The organism is Methanobrevibacter filiformis (assembly GCF_001639265.1).
Taxonomy (GTDB): Archaea; Methanobacteriota; Methanobacteria; order Methanobacteriales; family Methanobacteriaceae; genus Methanacia; species Methanacia filiformis.
Genome location: NZ_LWMT01000284.1, coordinates 1 through 17876, shown reverse-complemented (window position 1 = coordinate 17876; position 17876 = coordinate 1). Strand labels below are relative to the sequence as shown.

Here is a 17876-nt window from a genome sequence, read left to right as displayed (position 1 = left end):
CATAAAACATGCTGTAAACTTTTAATGAAAGATTTACTATTTAGTTAAGACAGTGAAGTATAAAATTAGCACAATTAATACTATAATCATTAAAAACAGTAATTTTTTAAATATTCTCTTAAAACTAATTCTATGGTGTTTCATCTAAAACAATTATAAAAATACTATCACTACTTTTACTACTTCTAGATGACTAATTAAAATTTGAGATACATATGATACAACTTTTGTTAAGTATGCTGGAAATACTTTGTATTTTAATCGTTTGATTCTTTATTTTGCATATAAAACATTTAATAATAAAATAAATAATTATTTGAATTTAATTACAAAAAATAATGAAAATTAAGCAAAATTTAGATAAATAAATGTCTAATAATTGATAATAAAATAAGTATGTTATATTTATATTAGATTTTAAAGATTAATCTAATTATATTTTTATAAATTATTCTTAAATGATGGATAATTTTAGTAATAAATATTTTAATAAATTAAAAGTTAAAATTAATTGTTAGATAATCTTAAAAAGTTAAAAAACTATTTTTAATTATTTTCAATAATCATTAATAGGAATATGTGTTATTATTTATGAATCTGTGCATTAAGTTGTGTAACTCCTTCCCTTTTTATTAATAATTATCTCATATTATACAACAATGACACAATCCTGGTTTTAAATATAACAAAAAATGGAAGTATTATAAAGGCACAAAAGAATATACCTATTGTTCCAACAATTAACCCACTAACAATGGATCCTGTAAGATGTGAGGATAGTAATATTGCAATTGTACTTATTATTGAGTTAATTAGTCCAAAAAGTAATGTAAATGTAAATAAAATACCACTAAATAATATTAGAATTCCAACATAGAAACTAATGTATTCAAACACACCAATTGATTTTATAATAAATATTAGGTCTTTAAATTTGAAAGCATGGATTATTGATCCTTTATTATTTACCATATTAGTAATAGCTATATCAGAAATTAAATAAAAAGCAATCCATAGTATAATAGCTATTGCAATAAATCCTCCAGTTAGAGTAATATTTTTAGCAATAATTGGGGCCATATTTAAGATAATAGTCTGATTGAGTGTTTGAATATGAGAAATATCATATCCTGTTGAGGTTGTGAATTGATTCAAATTAATTGTTAAAAATAAAATAGCTATTATAGTTCCAGGTAATAGGTAAATAAACCTTACAATAGCTATTTTAATTCCTTCAACAAGCATTTTCAGTAGTTTATCAAATTTAGGTAATGGATCATTACCATTAATCATACCATTAACACCAATAACTGTTATTCTGTAAGTGTATCCTTGTAGGAATAGTGTTGGTATAATAAATATTATACTTAGCAGTGTTAACATTCCTAATTTCAGTAAATGCTTTCTATTCTTAATTGAATATTCAAATGAATCTTTAAAGATTTCAAATATCATAATAAACACTAATTCCTTAATTAAATATTTATTTAGGTTATTCATTTATTTAATCTATTTATCTTCATCTAATAAGAACACATCTTCTATATGTTTGCAACCTAGTATCTTAGTTATTGTATATGCTAGAATTAGTGAGGGATTGTATCTGCCATTTTCAAGAGCACTTATTGTTTGTCTACTTACATTTGCCTGCTCAGCTAGTTTGTCTTGATTTATTCCCTTTTCCTGACGTAAGTATTTAATCATTGTTTTCATAGCTATTAAACCTTGGAATATAGTTTTACATAATATAAGAAACAGACTGTTAAAAACAAGAAATCGAAGATTTCTCTAATGTTCGTCATGAAATAAAGTTTAGAAAATCAAAGATTTTCTAACTTAATGAATTAAGTTTCATTTTACTGTTTTATAAAATAACCATTCTAAATAAGAAATGCTTTTATTATTAATTTTAAATATTTTATTATTGAAGATATTATTAATTTTAAATATATTCTTTTAATTAAATTAATTTTTCTATTAATTTAAATTGATTTTATTCATTTAATTATATTTAAATCCTTTTTGAAGCAATAATAGCTTGACCTAGAGATAATGATCCATCACCAGCACAAGAATTCTTGTGTTGAATAAATTTGTATCCATTGGATTCAACATTGTCTTTTATTGTTTTTGAAATAGCTTCATTGTAAAATACTCCACCAGTTCCTCCTATTGTCTTAACTCCTGTTTTTTCAGCTATTTCAATAGCTATTTCAGATAATCCTTTACTTAATGCAATTTGACTTGCTTTTCCAATGTTAGCTATCTTTTCTCCTGATTTTTTAAGTTCAATAACTTCTTTTAATAGTTTACTTGTATCGAGTCTTGGAATTTTATTTTCTTTTTTAATTTCATACGGAATCTCTAAGCTATTGTCTCCTTTAATAGCTATTGATTCTAATTTCATTGAACATTCTCCTTCATATGTTCTTTCGCCACATATTCCAAGTGCAACAGAAATAGAATCAAGGATACGCCCTGTACTTGTACTTGTTCCAACATTTAAATCACTATTCAGCTGTTTTAAAACATTATCAATTTCTGCTTCTCCATATTGGAAATAATCTTTATAATCTGCGATTAATAATGATTTAAGTTTATTTTCATCGTACTCTTGTTTTAAAATTGAAGTAAGCATTCTTATAGGATATTTAGTGGATATGTCTCCTCCAGGCATTTTTTGAGGTATTAATGAGCCTAATCTTTCAAAAGAGTCCATATTGGTGTAAAATATTTCTCCTCCCCATGCACTATGGTCTTCACCATACCCTACACCGTCAGCAGCAATAAATACAAATTCATCTATATTATTATCATATCCAAGAACTGCTCCATGGGCATGGTGATGTTGAACAGTGGTTACTGGACAATTATAGATTTCTCTAAGTTCATGAGCTAATTTAGTAGTGAAAAATTGGGGGTGCATATCACAAGCTATTATATCGTATTCTTTTGTAGCTGTAATATTCATTAAATGAGTTATTGCTTCTTGAAGGAATTGATAAGTCTTAAATTTATTAGTATTTCCAATATGCTGGGATATATAACAAAGACCTTCTTTCACAATAGCAAAAGTCACATCTAACTCTGGACCAAGAGCTAAAATATTTTTATTTGTTGTGTACTTACTTATATTATAAGGTGATGGGGCATAACCTCGTGATCGTCTAATAAATGAAGGGTGGTTATTAACATATCTAATAACAGAATCATCACATCTGTTTACTATTTTTCTATTATGTAATAAGAAATAATCAGCTATTTTAGATAGATTTTCCATTATGTCCTTATTTTCAATCATCATAGGTTCTCCAGGAATATTCGCAGAGGTCATTATATAAGCAGGAGAATCTGTATGTTCAAACAACATATGGTGAAATGGTGAGTAAGGTAGCATTACTCCAATATTATGTAGTACTGGTGCAACAGAATCTTCAAAATAATAGTCTTTACTTTTTTTGACCACTACAATAGGTCTTTCAATAGATTTTAGGCTATTTTTTTCATTTTCACTAAGTTTAGCATAAGTTTCTATTGTTTCTATATCAGGACTCATAACTGCAAATGGTTGATTTAGCCGATTTAAGCATTTTCTAAGGGTTTTAGATGTTTTTTTATCTGTGACACTTGCTACAAGATGAGTTCCACCTATTCCTTTAATAGCTAAAATGTTTCCAACATCTAATAAATGTGCTGCTTTTTTAACTATTTCTTTTGAGGTGGAAATGTATTTAGGTTTGTCTGTTATAATATATTCCTTTGAATTACTATTGTATAACCTTAATAAAGGTCCACATTTATCACAGCAAGTTGCTTCTGCATGGTAGCGCCGGTCCAATGGATTAGTGTATTCTTCGATACATTCTTCACATAAGGGGAATTCGTCCATTGTAGTATTTTCTCTGTCATAAGGAATATCTTTTATAACTGTAAAACGAGGTCCACAGTCAGTACATGCGATGAACGGATAGTTATATCTAAAATTACTCTTATCTCTCATTTCATTTAAACAATTATCACAAACTGCTAAATCTGGTGGAATAACAGAAGATCCTGAAACTTCTGATGAACTTTTAAGTATTTCGAAACTGATATATTCTTTTTCATTAGCTATTTCTTCTGTTTTCACTGAGTTTATTTTCGCAACAGGTGGTTTTTCATCTACTAGTTCCTGGATGAACTTATCACTATCTTTTTTAGATCCTTGAGCAACTATTTCAACTACATTTCCTTGATTTTTAACGTAACCTTTTATATTATTTTTAATAGCTATTCTATAAATATTTGGTCTAAATCCAACTCCTTGCACAATTCCTTCAACGAAAATTTTACTTGTTTTCATTTTTTCCCTTTATAATTTTGAAGTATTATATATTTATATTTTACAATTAATATACTTTTATATTTTGTTTTTATTAATTATTAATTAGCTTTATTAATTATTGTTAATATTTAGAATTATTAGTAATCCTCATTATTTATCAGTGGATTAAGATTATCTATTGACTAATATTCTTTAATATATTCAATAATCTTATTATTTTCCCATTTTTTGCCAAAAACTATTTTTTCTAAATGGAATATGAGTATATGTCTGTAAACTATGCTTAATATTGAAAATATCATGATTATTTCTATAAACATTAGATGAATATAATATAAATTCACAATAAATAAAATTATATTGATAATTACAACTTGAACTAATTGCCTATAAAACTTCTTTTTTGTTTTATGCTTGTTTTCTTTGAATTTATTTTCTATTTCTTCTCTTGTAGGAAATTTATCGAGTTTCATATACTTTTTAAGCTTTTTATCTCTTTTTTCTTTATTTTTAAAGCTTCTTTTTAGAAAATATAATTTTAAATATTTGTATAATGAAAATAAGAGAAAAATGCTTCCTACATAAATACATAGAAATAATGGGCTTTGAATAAAATTGATGTAACTAGGCTGTGGAAGATTATTCATATATATTAAGCTTGGATTAGGATAACTTACACCTCTTGCTGTAGTTCTAATGGCTATAAATATGAATAAGCCTGTAAAAAGTAATATTTGGAAATATAATTCTCTTGTGTGTTCTACTATTATTTTAGCTCTTTGATATGTAGTATCAATAGTCATATTAATCTTTGAGTTCTGAAATTTAATATTTAATGAGTTTGTGTAATATTTACTAATCAATAATTAATTTTCAATTTTATTTCTTAATCTTTCTGTTTATTATTCAAAATATTTATTATTTGGTTAATATAACTATTAATATATAATATTTTTAATATAAATATTGGATAATAAACTGGATAATGTATGGTAAAATGAGAGATATACTTAAGGATCTTTTAGATGATAAAATCAGCATTAATGATGCTGTAAATCGTTTGAAAGCCAATAATATTAAAGAAATTAATGAAATAGCTAATTTTGATTCTTCAAGACAAGTTAGAACAGGTTTTCCAGAAGCAATTTTAGCATATGGGAAAGATTATGATGATTTACTTGCAATTATAACATCACATTTAAAGGATGAGGATTTTTCAAAAAACAATGATTTAAATAAGCTTCTTATTACAAGACTTGAAGAAGATATTTATAATAAAGTAATCAGCGATTTATTTCAAAAACAAAAGCCTAAAAAAAGTAGTACTAGCAGTAGTACTAGCTCTAATAACAATTATAATTATAATAAGACTTATGATTTATTTCACCATAATTTTACCTTTGAATATAATAAAAAAGCAAGAATTTTAGTTATTTCAGGTAAAAATATTGAGGATGAAGAAGTCGATAGAAATAATAAAAGAAATATAAATATTATTAATTCAACTAATGGTGATTCTAGTAATATTTCTACTATTGATGATATTGATGGTTTGAAAGATCTTCCTTTAGCTAGACCTAAAATGATTTCTAAAAATACAGATAAAACTAGTACTTTATTTGATATTAGAAATGTTGATGATGTTAATATTGATATTGATGATAATGTTGATGATGTTAATATTGATATTGATGATAATGTTGATGATGTTAATATTGATATTGATGATAATGGTGTTGATGTTAATATTGATATTGATGATAATGTTGATGATGTTAATATTGATATTGATGATAATGGTGTTGATGTTAGTAATGATATTGATGATGATAGTGTTAATGTCGATGATAGTAGCAATGAATATAAAGTAGGAATCGTCACAGCAGGAACATCTGATATTCCAGTAGCAGAAGAAGCACGAGTTATTATTGAATCTACGGGCTGTGATGTAATAGCTTCTTATGACATTGGAGTAGCTGGAATACATAGATTGTTTCCTAAAATAGCTAGAATGATTGAGGAGAATGTTAAAGTAATTATAGTGTGTGCTGGAATGGAAGGAGCTTTACCTTCAGTTGTTTCTGGACTTGTTGATATTCCTGTAATAGGTATTCCAACTTCAGTAGGCTATGGTATAGGAAGTGAAGGGAAAGCTGCTTTATATTCAATGCTCCAATCTTGTTCTCCAGGACTAGCTGTTGTTAATATTGATAATGGTTTTGGAGCTGCTGTATTTGCATTGACAATAATAAATAACATGAAATCAGGCTGAATATTCAGGAGTAAGGTTTTAATTGATACTTGAAGAATTTAATCTTAATAAACATGACGATTTTAAATTAGCTGAACTTATTTTTTCTGTTGATTATTCAACTTTTTTAAGATTATTTAAAAGTAGAGATTTAGCTATTTCTGCTATTAAAAGAAGATTAATAGTTCAAAATACAATAATTAATAGAAATAGTAGAAATTCTTCTAAAACACTTGTTTTAATCGATAATGAGCAGAATTTAATAGGGCTTTTATTAATTGTTAAAGGTAGGAAAGATAGTTTCTTATCTACAGCTATTTTTCTTTTAAAAAATCTTAGATTAGATTTAGCTTTAAAATTTATATTTATTGAGATTATGGATTATTTAGTCTTGGCTAAATTTAATTCTGATGATTTATATTTAGCAGAATTAGCTATTGACTCTGAAAATCAAGGTAAAGGTTATGGAAAAGTTCTTTTAAATGAAACAGTAAAAATAGCTAAAAAAAGAGGATTTAAAAGAGTTGTCTTAGATGTAGAACTAAATAATTCAGTAGCTATTGATATCTATAAAAAATTTGGCTTTAAAATTTTTAACAAACGAACAGACAGAATTTTTAATGGAAAAAGAGGAATGTATAATATGGAATATATTGTTTAATTGTATTTATGATTTTACAAACTTGCAGGATAAGATTTTGCAAAATTTTTTTCTCAAAAATTTTGTGAAATCAGTGTTACTATTTGTTTCTTTTTTCAAATTCTTTTAGTAAATCGTCTAACGGAATTTGTTTATAGACTAAAAGAAGTAAATTATGGAATATAAGATCTACGGACTCTTCAACTAGATTTTCATTATTTTTAGAAGCTATTATAACTTCTGTGGCTTCTTCACCTATTTTTTCTAGGATTTTATCCTCAGCTTTTTTGTTGCTGTCTTTCATTATTTTAGATGTGTATGAGTTAATTGGGTTATCTCTTCTATTTTCAAGTAACTCATATATATCCCTTATAATTTTTTCATCTACCATGAAAAGCACGCCAGTTAAATTGATTATTTCTTCATTAATTTTATAGTTATATTGTTCTACTTATCGTTTTCTTCATTGTTGTGTTGTTTTTGTAGACTTTCTGTAACAGCTATTAATGGGTGTTGAGTATGTTCAATTTTTTCAATATCATCAAAAGTATATATTCCACTTTTTTCCGCTGTTTTTTCCATTCCTAATTTTAAATCTTGTTCGAGGTCTATTACATAGGCATCAACGAAATCATAGCCTAATTGAATTGCTGCAACGGCTCTGTGATGACCATCTACAAGTACCCATCTATTTCCAGTTTTAATTACTATTGCTGGTTCTGACAATCCTCCTTGAAGTTCGTAATATCTTCCTTCCAGTTCATCAGCAAATATTTTGTCTTGTGTAGGTCTGAGTTTTTTTAGTTCTACTTTTTTCTTGTTTAAACTTGTTTTAATTCCGTATAGCTGTTCAATAGTCTGTTTAAAGTAGTCTACTTTACTTGGTGTAGATCTTTCTATATGTGATCTAACCATATCCATATTTGTTATGATTCCTTTTAGTTTTTCTTCCCTATCTACTACTGGAAACCTTGAAATTCCTTTTCTAAACATTACTCTTGATGCATCGTTGATTTTCATCTCTTCTTGTGCTACAACGACTTCTGTAGACATAATATCTTTAACGAAATCTCCTCTTTCGTTCATTAAAAGGTCAAATGCAGTTACAATTCCAAGGACTTTTTCATCATCATCAACTACAGGAAATCCGTCATGTCCTGTTTCGTTCATTATTTTTATTATATCTTCATTTAATGTATCTTTTTTTACACTGATAACATTTCTTGTCATATAATCTTTTACTAATGATTTTCTACTCACTATAATCCCTTCTTATCTATATTTGACACTATTATTAATTCTTTATCATGATTATATTTATTTTCATTATTTTTGTGGGCTATGCTGTCTTCATTATTTAATATTTAATTACCTAATATTTAATCATCTAATATTCCTTTTAATATTTTAACAGTTTCTCCAGGGTCTGCTTTTCCTCTGGTCTGTTTCATTACTTGTCCTACTAAGAAGTTTAAAGATGATTCATTTCCTTCTTTGTAATCTGTTGCTGCTTTCGGATTTTCATCAATAGCTATTTTACAAGCATTTTGAACTTCATCATCACTTACAATTCCAGTTAGATTTAATTCAATAGCTATTTCTTTTGGTGTTTTAGGATTCTTTGGCATTTGTTCTATAATTCTTTGACCTGCTTTAGCTGTTATCTCTTTTTTATTTAGCATTTCTAAGAATTCTACAATATTTTCAGGATTTATACTACTTTCTTTGTATTCTATTTTGTTGTAGGATAGAACTCTTTTAAGTTCGTCTCTCATCCATAATCCTGCAATTTTGGGATCAACTGATTTAACTACTTCTTCATAAGCATTAGCTAGCTCTAATTCAGATGTCAGAACTTTTGCAGTTTCTTTATCAATACCATAGCTATCTATAAATCTTTCTACTTTACTATATGGTGTTTCAGGCATTATTTCTTTAATTTCTTCAATTTTACTTGTTTCTATTTTCATTGGAGGAAGATCTGGATCTGGTATGAATCTGTAATCATCAGCGTCTTCTTTCATTCGCATTGAAACTGTTGTCATTGATGATTCTACAAATGCTCTAGTTTCTTGTTGAATTTCTTTTCCTCTTCTCAACTGATTTTTTTGTCTGATTAATTCAAATTTTAGAGCTTTGTATGCACCTTTTATAGAGTTAATATTTTTTATTTCAACTCTATTTCCTCCTTCAATAGATACATTAACATCTGCTCGCATTGTTCCTTCACCACGAGCACTTTCACTATAGTTAAGAACTCTAATTAAATCTCTTAAGAAATTTCTAGCTTCTTCTGGTGAATGCATATCTGGTTCAGTTACAATTTCTACAAGTGGGATTCCAGACCTGTTAAAATCGACAATTCCTCTATCTGGTTTATATTGCCCAGGATCTTCTTCTACATGTATTTCTCTGATTCTAACATCATTTAAATTACCTTCATATCCAATAGGCACAGAAGTTTTCTGGTAACCAGATGGTAAATCTGGATAATCGTAATGTTTTCTCATAAAATAGGTTATTCCTTGATCTATTTTACAATTCAACATTAAAGATATCATTAAAGCATTTTCCATAGCTTTTCTATTAGTTGGATAAGGTTTTGCTCCTGGCTGATTTAAGCACACTGGGCAAATATTTGTATTAGCTGGGACTTCTTGGTAATTGGTATGACAATTGCAGAATAATTTAGATTCAGTTTTTAATTGTACATGTATTTCTAACCCACATTTCATGTTAATAGTAATTCCTCCAAGTGATGGATTATATAATTAAAGATTTGAATAATAATTATTAATAATTGGTTAAAATAATCAATTTTCTGAATTAATACTTTTATTATTAATATATTAATTTATTTTATTATTCTAATTAGTTTATTTCTAATTATTTTGTTGTTCTAATTTCTTTTTTATTATTTTAATTTAATATATTATTAATTCTGACTTATTTTAATTTATTTTTTAAGAATTCTTATCTGTTAATAATTAATTATTTAATTATTTTATAAAATATAAATTTTTCCTAAGTTCTTAAAAGAAATTATTACATTTTATTATTCTTTTATTATCCTTTGAATAACTATAAATTTATTTCTTAAATTTATCTTTTAATGATTCATCAATGTATCTTTTAATAAAAATGTTTAATTTATTATTGAATTTGCTAGTAGGATCTCCTAATTTAGTAGTATCTGTAAAAGTTCCTTGTAACTGCCTTCCAGTCCATTTCACTTCTTCTTCAACTCGTTTTCCGTATTTTGTTCCAAACATTTTAAATAATGGGAATTTAGTTATTCCATTTGCACCACTTAGAATTAATGTTCCAAGGTTTCCAAGGTTATCTTCCCATGTTCCACAGATAATTTCGATTTTAGGGTTCGTAATTCTAATAGTTGAAACTACACTACTATAATAAAGTGATGATGGTTGAGAAGAATTTTCATAAATAGTTCCTTTATGTGGATTTAATGAATAGAATATTATCCTATCAATTTTATTGATTTGAATGTAGTCTATAAGATATTCAATATCATCAACACTTTCCCCAAGTCCTAATATAATTGTAATAGCTTTTTTAAATCCTAAATCTTCTGCATTATGTAACATAGATGTTATATCATCGATTGGCTTACTTGGACAAACAGTTTTGTGAAATTCAGGATTAATTGTTTCAATAGCTCCTGTTATCCCTATAATTTCATTTGAATAGCTATCTAAATCATCTGTTATTCCTATGTTTAACCAAACTGGTTTTTTTGTTATTTCATATATATTTTCAGCTATTGATTTGATTTCTGCAGTTTTAAAGCTTTCATATCCTCCAGATAAAAATTCGATGTTCCAACCTAATCTATCACACATTTCAGCTTCAGCAATGATTCCATCAACTTTTCTTCTTGCTTTCAATGGATCTTTTATCTTATTTTTTTGAGTGCTCATATAACAAAAACTACAATCTCCTTTACTACACCACCATGAAAGAAAAATAGCTCTTTCTAATGTTATAGTATTTCCATGATTTTTAGTAGTAATTTTATCGGCTTTAGCTATTAATGGGAGGATTTCGTTAGTTTTAATCTTATCTATAATATTTATATTCTTCATTTTATCATATAGCTTTTAAATTCTTAATTCTCTATTATTTACTTATTATTATACTCTTTCATTATTCTTATCTATATTTATTTATTATTACAATTAAATAAATTTATATTAACTATAAATGACAAATATTAACTATAACTAATACAATATTATTAAATTATAATTGATACAATATTTAATTGTAATATTATAACTAAATATGTTAATATTAATATATTAATATTAAATATATTAATATTAAATATATTAATATTAAATGTAATATTAATATTAAATAAATATATTTGTATTAAATAAACAATAGTTAAACATTTAATTAGATTAACAAAATGATTGGAGTGGCTTGATGGTTTTTTGTAGTTATTGTGGCACTGAAAATGCTAATGGATCATTGAAATGTTATAATTGTGGAAAAGCTTTACCTCTGATTCATGATGATAATATAAAGAATTATTCATCTAATAATGAGTTTAAAGTAGAAAATAGTCCTAACATTCCTAATAATAGTATTAGTAATATTCCTAATAATGGTATTAATAGTATTCCTAATAATAATAATACTGATAATTATAATACTGAATCTATTAAGGAGAAATATGTTTCTTCCGATTCTAAAAGTTTTGCTACAGATTCTAATTCAAATAAAACTAGTTATTTAGATCCTCCTAATAATAATAATAATAATAATAATTATTCTAATGAGAGTTCTACTCTATATAATCGTGAATATCATCGTAATCCTAATGTTTTAAATAAAAGGAACAATGTATCTTTTTCAGAATCTAAATATAATTCTAAATATGATCTTGAAGAGGTTACTAAGGAGCATTCTATTGAATGGGATGTTATAGTGGCTACTGCACTTATTTTCATTATTTTAACAGCCATCTTAAATAGGATTTTTTCTGTTATTGGAATTTTTATTTCACTTTTCATAGCATTGATTTATATACTAGTAGCAACTAAGAATAAAAATAGTCTTTTTAAATCTATTCCAATAGCTATTATTATGATAGCGGCTATATCAGCATACTTGTCATTGTAGGACAGGTTGAATATTTTTATTAATAGTTTTTTAATAACTGATTATTGATTCCATAAAGACGAACAATTCATAGTGCTTTTAAGGTATTTATAATGGAAAAATATCAAAAGATTTATATATTATGAAAACCAACATTAATTTACTGTTTAATCATATTGAATATTAAATTATAAATTAATTGAGTGAACCTTTTTTTAGGTTTGGGTGTTCAGGTGCCGTCGTAGCTCAGTAGGTAGAGCGTTCGGCTGTTAACCGATTGGTCACAGGTTCGAGCCCTGTCGACGGCGTTCTTTGGGCCCATAGCTTAGCCAGGTAGAGCGCCCGGCTCATAACCGGGCGGCCATGGGTTCAAATCCCATTGGGCCCATTGCTTCTGCATCTAATATCGCTATTATGGGTATTATTTAATCCAATGTTTTTTAATATTTATATATAATATCTAGTTCATGTCATGCTCCGGTGGTGTAGTCCGGCCAATCATTTCGGCCTTTCGAGCCGAAGACTCGGGTTCGAATCCCGGCCGGAGCATCTATAAATTTTATAATTTAATTTTATTACTTTATATCTAATATTAGGTTTAAAATATTAATGAGGAAGCCTTTTCTTTTGTAATCCTATGCGGGGGTGCCCGAGCTGGTCAAAGGGGACAGGCTTAGGACCTGTTGACGCAGGTCTACCAGGGTTCGAATCCCTGCTCCCGCATTAAAAGTTTTATTTCAAATATTATTTTGCTAAAGTTTTAATACATATGTCAAATGCCGGGGTGGGGTAGGCGGTTATCCTACGGGACTGTGGATCCTGCGACTCGGGTTCGAATCTCGGCCCCGGCCCCATTTTTAATTGAAAACTTTTTTTAAGCTATTTACAGACTTTCCTATTTTTTATAAAATATTATTTATTAAGGTTCCTTACTTTATTATTTTCAAAAATATTACTTTAAATATTACTTTTCAAATGCTAGGGATAAGATTATTTATATTAAAAACATAATATATTAATAAGTACATATAATTCATATAAAATTAAAGTATTATATTTTAGGAGATAATAAAATTCCTTCATGATTTTTATTATTCGATGGATTTGTCAGTATGGTTAAAAAAGGATCTACAGAAGAGAGAGATTTAGTTCATAAATTGTGGGATCGAAAATTTGCAGCTATGAGAGCACCAGCTTCAGGTGGAGCTACTAAAAAACCACTTCCAGATGTTGTTGCAGGAAATGGTAAAAAATATCTAGCTATTGAGGTAAAATCCACATCTAAAGAAGTTATTTACATTGATTCAATTCAAATTAATGCATTATGTGAATTTTCAGACCTTTTTGGAGCTGATCCATTCTTAGGTGTTAAATTTAAACATACTAAATGGCTATTTTTATCTCCAGATAAAATACAGAGAACTAGAAATGATAATTATAAAGTAGAAAAAAACATTGCTTTAGAAATTGGCTTTGAAATTGATGAAATTGCTGGAAAAGATGTTCAAGTTAAATTTTAAACCTTAAATATGAAATTTTTTAATGCTAAATCTTTGGAATATTGTTTATATTTAATATTTACTTGTATTTAATATTCATATTACGATTTTGACTTATGGATTTTCATATCACAAAGTTTAAATAGGTAATCAAACAAAAGTTTTCATTACGCCAAGGTAGCTTAGAGGCGAAGCGGTGGACTGCAGATCCACTACACGGGAGTTCAAATCTCTCCCTTGGCTTTCGATTACGGTTGTAATTGATTTATAAGTTTGTATCTTAAGGGGTTATAGTGTAACCTGGCATCATCTGGGACTCCAGTTGTCTTTGAAGAAATACGCGTAAGTCTGACAGTATGATGATCGATTGGAGTACTGAGACATGAGAAATCCTAGGATCGGGGTTCAAATCCCTGTGACCCCACTTTTTATACTTATCTTTTTTAACTAATTTTAATAGCTATTTCTTATTTTAGGCATATTTCAAGCATTCAAGTTTTTTTCTATTATATTCACAATTATAAGGGATATGGAGTGACTTTTAATGGAAAAAATAACTGATAATATATGGTTTATTCAAGGACTAAATTTTGATTCTAATTCTTATTTGCTTGATAATATTATAATTGATACTGGAACAGGTATGAATCAAGATTACTTATACTCTGAACTTAAAACCATTAATTATAATCCAAAAGATATTGAAATGATAGTTAATACTCACTGTCATTTTGATCATGTAGGTGGAAACTACCTTTTTGAAGATGCGAAGGTAGCTATTCATAAAGATGATGCTCCTCCTCTTGAGCACGATAATGATCCGCTAACTGCAGCTACATCTATTTTTAGTGAAGCTATTAAAAGGCATGATGTAGATTTAAAACTTAAAGAAGGAGATAAAATAGTTAATTTTGAAGTTCTTCACACACCAGGTCATTCTCATGGAGGAATATGTCTATGGAATGGAGAAACCTTAATTTCTGGTGACACAGTATTTTCAAATGGTGGATTTGGAAGATTGGACATTGGTGGAAATCTTGAAGATATGGGAAAATCTTTAGAAAGACTATCAAAATTAGATGTTAAGTACTTATTACCTGGACATGGTTTTTGGACAATAGATGGTAAAAAACATATAGAGATGGCAAATAATCTCTTCAAAACCATGATTTAATGGCAATGTAAAATTAACTGGCTAGATTTATTTTATTCTCTATTCTCAGAATCTTATAATCTTCACACCATTTTCTTAATTCTGAAAATGCATTTTTAACAAGATAATCACATGTTTTTTTTAATAATATTAGTTATTATTTTTTTAAACTTTTAAAATTCCACAGGAAAATTATATTAATCATTAAAATCATAACATTCTCATAATTATGTATTATATTTAATCAAATTTTTAAAACATGAATTTATTAAAATGATATTTTTAAACTAGAAGATAATGATTATTATGAAAGATTTACCTTTGGATATTGGAACATTTCCTAATTTAATTGAAGATGGTTATATCTATGTGGATAAAACAAGATTTATCTATGAAATTTATAAACCTGGAAAAAAGTTTTTCCTATCACGTCCTAGGAGATTCGGTAAGTCTTTACTTGTTAGTACTTTAGAAGAACTGTTTAAAGGAAATAAAAAACTTTTTGAAGGTTTGTATATTTATGATAAATGGGATTGGGAAAAAAGTTATCCAATTATTAAATTAGATTTAGGAGAAAAAAGTTATGATACTAGTGATGAGTTAAAATTATCACTTAATAACTTTATTAAAGAAACAGCAGAAGAATATCAAATAAAAATATCTGGAGAATTGTTAAAAGATAATTTTGCTAAATTAATAAGAAGCATATATAATAAAACTGGTAAAAAACTTGTTGTTCTTGTTGATGAATATGATAAACCAATTATAGACAAGATAAATGACTTTGATATGGCTAATGGGAATCGTAAAGTATTAAATAATTTTTATGGTGTTTTAAAGTCTAGTGAAAAATTCATTCAATTTATTTTCCTAACAGGTGTTACAAAATTCTCTAAAACATCTATCTTTTCTGGTCTTAATAATGTGACTGATATTACTCTTACTTATCCTTGTATTTGTGGTTACACTCAAGAAGAATTAGAATATTATTTTAAAGATTATATAGCTAAATTTAGTGAGGATAATAATATTTCTAACTGTGATTTGTTGTCTTTAATTAAAGAATGGTATAATGGTTATTCTTGGGATGGTGAAAATAGGGTGTATAATCCTTATTCTATCTTATCATTATTTTTTAATGGTCAGTTTAATAATTATTGGTTTGAAAGTGGAACACCTTCTTTTTTAATAGATTTTATCAGAAATAATAATAACAATATAAATGTTTTGTTTAATCCAAATAAGACTATTCATGGGACATTTCCTAATTTTCATTTAAAAAATTTGGATTTCACCACATTATTATTACAAACTGGTTATTTAACTATTAAAGAAGTAGATATTGTTTTAGGGGAGCTTCCATCTTACACATTAGATATTCCAAATAAAGAAGTTAATGATTCTTTGTTTACTTCAATAATTACAGAATATACTAATAATGATAGTCTGGATGTTATTTTTTTAGCTCGTAAAATTTTAGATGAAATTATTAAAATAGATAATACTGGTTTACAAAATTCATTTAATAATTTAATTAGCAGTATTCCATCTTTATTATATGGTAATATTAAAGAAAAGGATTTAATTGAGTCTTTTTATCATGGTATGTTACTTTCATGGTTTAAGTTAATGGGTTTTTTTATTCAGGGTGAAGTTTTAACTTCCACAGGTAGGCTTGATGCAGTTCTTAAAAAAGGAGATCTTGTAGTTATTATTGAAATTAAATATAGTTTAATTGAATCCTTAGATAAGATGGTTGATAAAGCAATCTCACAAATTAAGGATAAAAAATACTATTCTCCTTACACAGATTACAATGTTGTTCTTCTTGGTGTTGCATTTGGAGACCGCACAGTTAAATCTCATCTAGAATTCCTAAATATTTAATGAGAATTTCCAATAATCTATTTTTAAGGACTGTGTCAAGAAATCTCATGATAAGTATATTATTCGCTAATTTTGAAGATATTTTGTTGTAGTTTAGTATTTCATTCCAGCATATTAATCCTTTTTATTTTTATAACCATAAATTGAAGCAAAATAGCTAAAATACATAGAATTAATGAAATAATAGCTATTAAGAAAAAACTTTCAATCAAACCTTGCTTAATATTCATTGAAATTTCAACAGAACCTAAAATAATAGTGAAAACTAATGTAATAATACCTAGATTTAATGCTTGACCTAAGACTCTCATTGTAGAAACTATTGCAGAAGCTATTGAATTTAATTTTTTTTCAACTGATTGGCTGTGCAATAATTATTTTTTGATTCTTTTTAGTTATGCTTAGTTTTAAATATTATGGGATGTAATACAGTATTTAATTATAATATTAAGGTTATTTTGATGAAAGAAGAAACAATTAAAAAATTCATTAAATTTAGAGATGATAGAAATTGGAAGCAATTTCACACTCCAGAAAATTTAGCTAAATCAATATCTATTGAATCATCTGAACTTCTTGAATGCTTTCAATGGTCTAATGACTATAAACTAGATGATGTTAAAGAAGAACTTGCAGATGTTTTAATTTATTCTATAGCTATGGCAGATGTTTTAGGTTTAGACATCGATAAAATCATAAATGATAAACTTGAAATCAACAAAAAGAAATACCCCATTGAAAAATCAAAAGGTAGAATCACTAAATATTATAATTTATAGGATAGAAATTATTTTTTACAGCTCAAAAAAGAAGAAATATAAATTTGTTGGACTAGATAAACATATAATCCTCTCATTATATTTTAGGAGTTTATCCATAATTAAAATAAAGGTTTATGATTGTTGGATATGGTTTTAGATGTTTTTTAGTTTTTGTTTTAGTTTTTTGGTCTATTTTTTGTGTTTTAGTTTTAAACTTTTTAAATGTGTTTT

At 26.6% G+C, this 17876-nt stretch carries 15 protein-coding genes, 7 tRNA genes and 1 pseudogene; 14 read left to right on the top strand and 9 right to left on the bottom strand.

The window, feature by feature from the left end:
• Positions 1–639: 639 nt before the first annotated feature.
• The 4 genes from MBFIL_RS09530 to MBFIL_RS09515 all read right to left on the bottom strand — a co-directional run bounded on the left by MBFIL_RS09530 (position 640) and on the right by MBFIL_RS09515 (position 5127).
• A complete protein-coding gene (locus MBFIL_RS09530; RefSeq protein WP_066973913.1) occupies positions 640–1455 on the bottom strand; it encodes a DUF4013 domain-containing protein in 816 nt (271 codons plus the stop codon).
• A gap of 54 nt (positions 1456–1509) precedes the next feature.
• On the bottom strand, positions 1510–1713 hold the full coding sequence (locus MBFIL_RS09525) for a helix-turn-helix transcriptional regulator (protein ID WP_066973911.1): 204 nt from the start codon (positions 1711–1713) through the stop codon (positions 1510–1512).
• A 298-nt stretch (positions 1714–2011) separates the two neighbouring features.
• Entirely contained in the window at positions 2012–4342 is a 2331-nt protein-coding gene (gene hypF / locus MBFIL_RS09520) for a carbamoyltransferase HypF (RefSeq protein WP_066973910.1), read from the bottom strand.
• Between the two features lie 164 nt (positions 4343–4506).
• Positions 4507–5127 (bottom strand): 2TM domain-containing protein, encoded by a 621-nt coding sequence (locus MBFIL_RS09515; protein WP_066973908.1) that lies wholly within the window; start codon positions 5125–5127, stop codon positions 4507–4509.
• 1055 nt (positions 5128–6182) lie between these two features.
• Here MBFIL_RS09515 and larB point away from each other — a divergent pair.
• Both larB and MBFIL_RS09505 read left to right on the top strand, forming a co-directional pair.
• Positions 6183–6596 (top strand): annotated as a pseudogene (gene larB / locus MBFIL_RS11035) (nickel pincer cofactor biosynthesis protein LarB); the annotation flags it as partial.
• Between the two features lie 22 nt (positions 6597–6618).
• Positions 6619–7236 (top strand): GNAT family N-acetyltransferase, encoded by a 618-nt coding sequence (locus MBFIL_RS09505; RefSeq protein ID WP_066973906.1) that lies wholly within the window; start codon positions 6619–6621, stop codon positions 7234–7236.
• A gap of 79 nt (positions 7237–7315) precedes the next feature.
• Here MBFIL_RS09505 and hisE read toward each other — a convergent pair whose 3' ends face one another.
• From hisE to MBFIL_RS09485, 4 genes are all read right to left on the bottom strand, one after another.
• Positions 7316–7606 (bottom strand): phosphoribosyl-ATP diphosphatase, encoded by a 291-nt coding sequence (gene hisE / locus MBFIL_RS09500; protein WP_066973904.1) that lies wholly within the window; start codon positions 7604–7606, stop codon positions 7316–7318.
• 56 nt (positions 7607–7662) lie between these two features.
• Positions 7663–8478, bottom strand: coding sequence for a CBS domain-containing ParB/RepB/Spo0J family partition protein (locus MBFIL_RS09495; RefSeq protein WP_157078749.1), 816 nt, complete (start codon positions 8476–8478; stop codon positions 7663–7665).
• 116 nt (positions 8479–8594) lie between these two features.
• Entirely contained in the window at positions 8595–9950 is a 1356-nt protein-coding gene (gene gatB / locus MBFIL_RS09490) for an Asp-tRNA(Asn)/Glu-tRNA(Gln) amidotransferase subunit GatB (RefSeq protein ID WP_066973902.1), read from the bottom strand.
• A 354-nt stretch (positions 9951–10304) separates the two neighbouring features.
• Entirely contained in the window at positions 10305–11321 is a 1017-nt protein-coding gene (locus MBFIL_RS09485) for a radical SAM protein (RefSeq protein WP_084266383.1), read from the bottom strand.
• A 346-nt stretch (positions 11322–11667) separates the two neighbouring features.
• Here MBFIL_RS09485 and MBFIL_RS09480 point away from each other — a divergent pair, with 346 nt between their 5' ends.
• The 11 genes from MBFIL_RS09480 to MBFIL_RS09430 all read left to right on the top strand — a co-directional run bounded on the left by MBFIL_RS09480 (position 11668) and on the right by MBFIL_RS09430 (position 16884).
• Positions 11668–12366 carry a zinc ribbon domain-containing protein gene (locus tag MBFIL_RS09480; protein WP_066973900.1) on the top strand — a complete coding sequence of 233 codons (699 nt, stop codon included), beginning with the start codon at positions 11668–11670 and terminating at the stop codon, positions 12364–12366.
• Between the two features lie 214 nt (positions 12367–12580).
• Positions 12581–12653 (top strand) — tRNA-Asn (locus tag MBFIL_RS09475).
• A 6-nt stretch (positions 12654–12659) separates the two neighbouring features.
• Positions 12660–12733, top strand: a tRNA-Ile gene (locus MBFIL_RS09470).
• An 86-nt stretch (positions 12734–12819) separates the two neighbouring features.
• Positions 12820–12894 (top strand) — tRNA-Glu (locus MBFIL_RS09465).
• Positions 12895–12984: 90 nt separating this feature from the next.
• Positions 12985–13068 (top strand) — tRNA-Leu (locus MBFIL_RS09460).
• 55 nt (positions 13069–13123) lie between these two features.
• Positions 13124–13199 (top strand) — tRNA-His (locus MBFIL_RS09455).
• 258 nt (positions 13200–13457) lie between these two features.
• Positions 13458–13865 (top strand): Holliday junction resolvase Hjc, encoded by a 408-nt coding sequence (gene hjc, locus MBFIL_RS09450; protein WP_066973898.1) that lies wholly within the window; start codon positions 13458–13460, stop codon positions 13863–13865.
• 150 nt (positions 13866–14015) lie between these two features.
• Positions 14016–14087 (top strand) — tRNA-Cys (locus MBFIL_RS09445).
• Positions 14088–14128: 41 nt separating this feature from the next.
• Positions 14129–14268, top strand: a tRNA-Trp gene (locus tag MBFIL_RS09440).
• A gap of 120 nt (positions 14269–14388) precedes the next feature.
• Positions 14389–15018: an MBL fold metallo-hydrolase gene (locus MBFIL_RS09435; RefSeq protein WP_066973895.1), complete on the top strand. Its 630-nt coding sequence runs from the start codon at positions 14389–14391 to the stop codon at positions 15016–15018.
• 285 nt (positions 15019–15303) lie between these two features.
• Positions 15304–16884 (top strand): ATP-binding protein, encoded by a 1581-nt coding sequence (locus MBFIL_RS09430; RefSeq protein WP_066973893.1) that lies wholly within the window; start codon positions 15304–15306, stop codon positions 16882–16884.
• A 101-nt stretch (positions 16885–16985) separates the two neighbouring features.
• Here the strand turns inward: MBFIL_RS09430 and MBFIL_RS09425 are convergent, their stop codons facing one another.
• Positions 16986–17255: a hypothetical protein gene (locus MBFIL_RS09425; RefSeq protein WP_066973891.1), complete on the bottom strand. Its 270-nt coding sequence runs from the start codon at positions 17253–17255 to the stop codon at positions 16986–16988.
• Between the two features lie 90 nt (positions 17256–17345).
• Here MBFIL_RS09425 and MBFIL_RS09420 point away from each other — a divergent pair, with 90 nt between their 5' ends.
• Positions 17346–17663, top strand: coding sequence for a nucleotide pyrophosphohydrolase (locus MBFIL_RS09420; protein WP_066973889.1), 318 nt, complete (start codon positions 17346–17348; stop codon positions 17661–17663).
• Positions 17664–17876 lie beyond the last annotated feature (213 nt).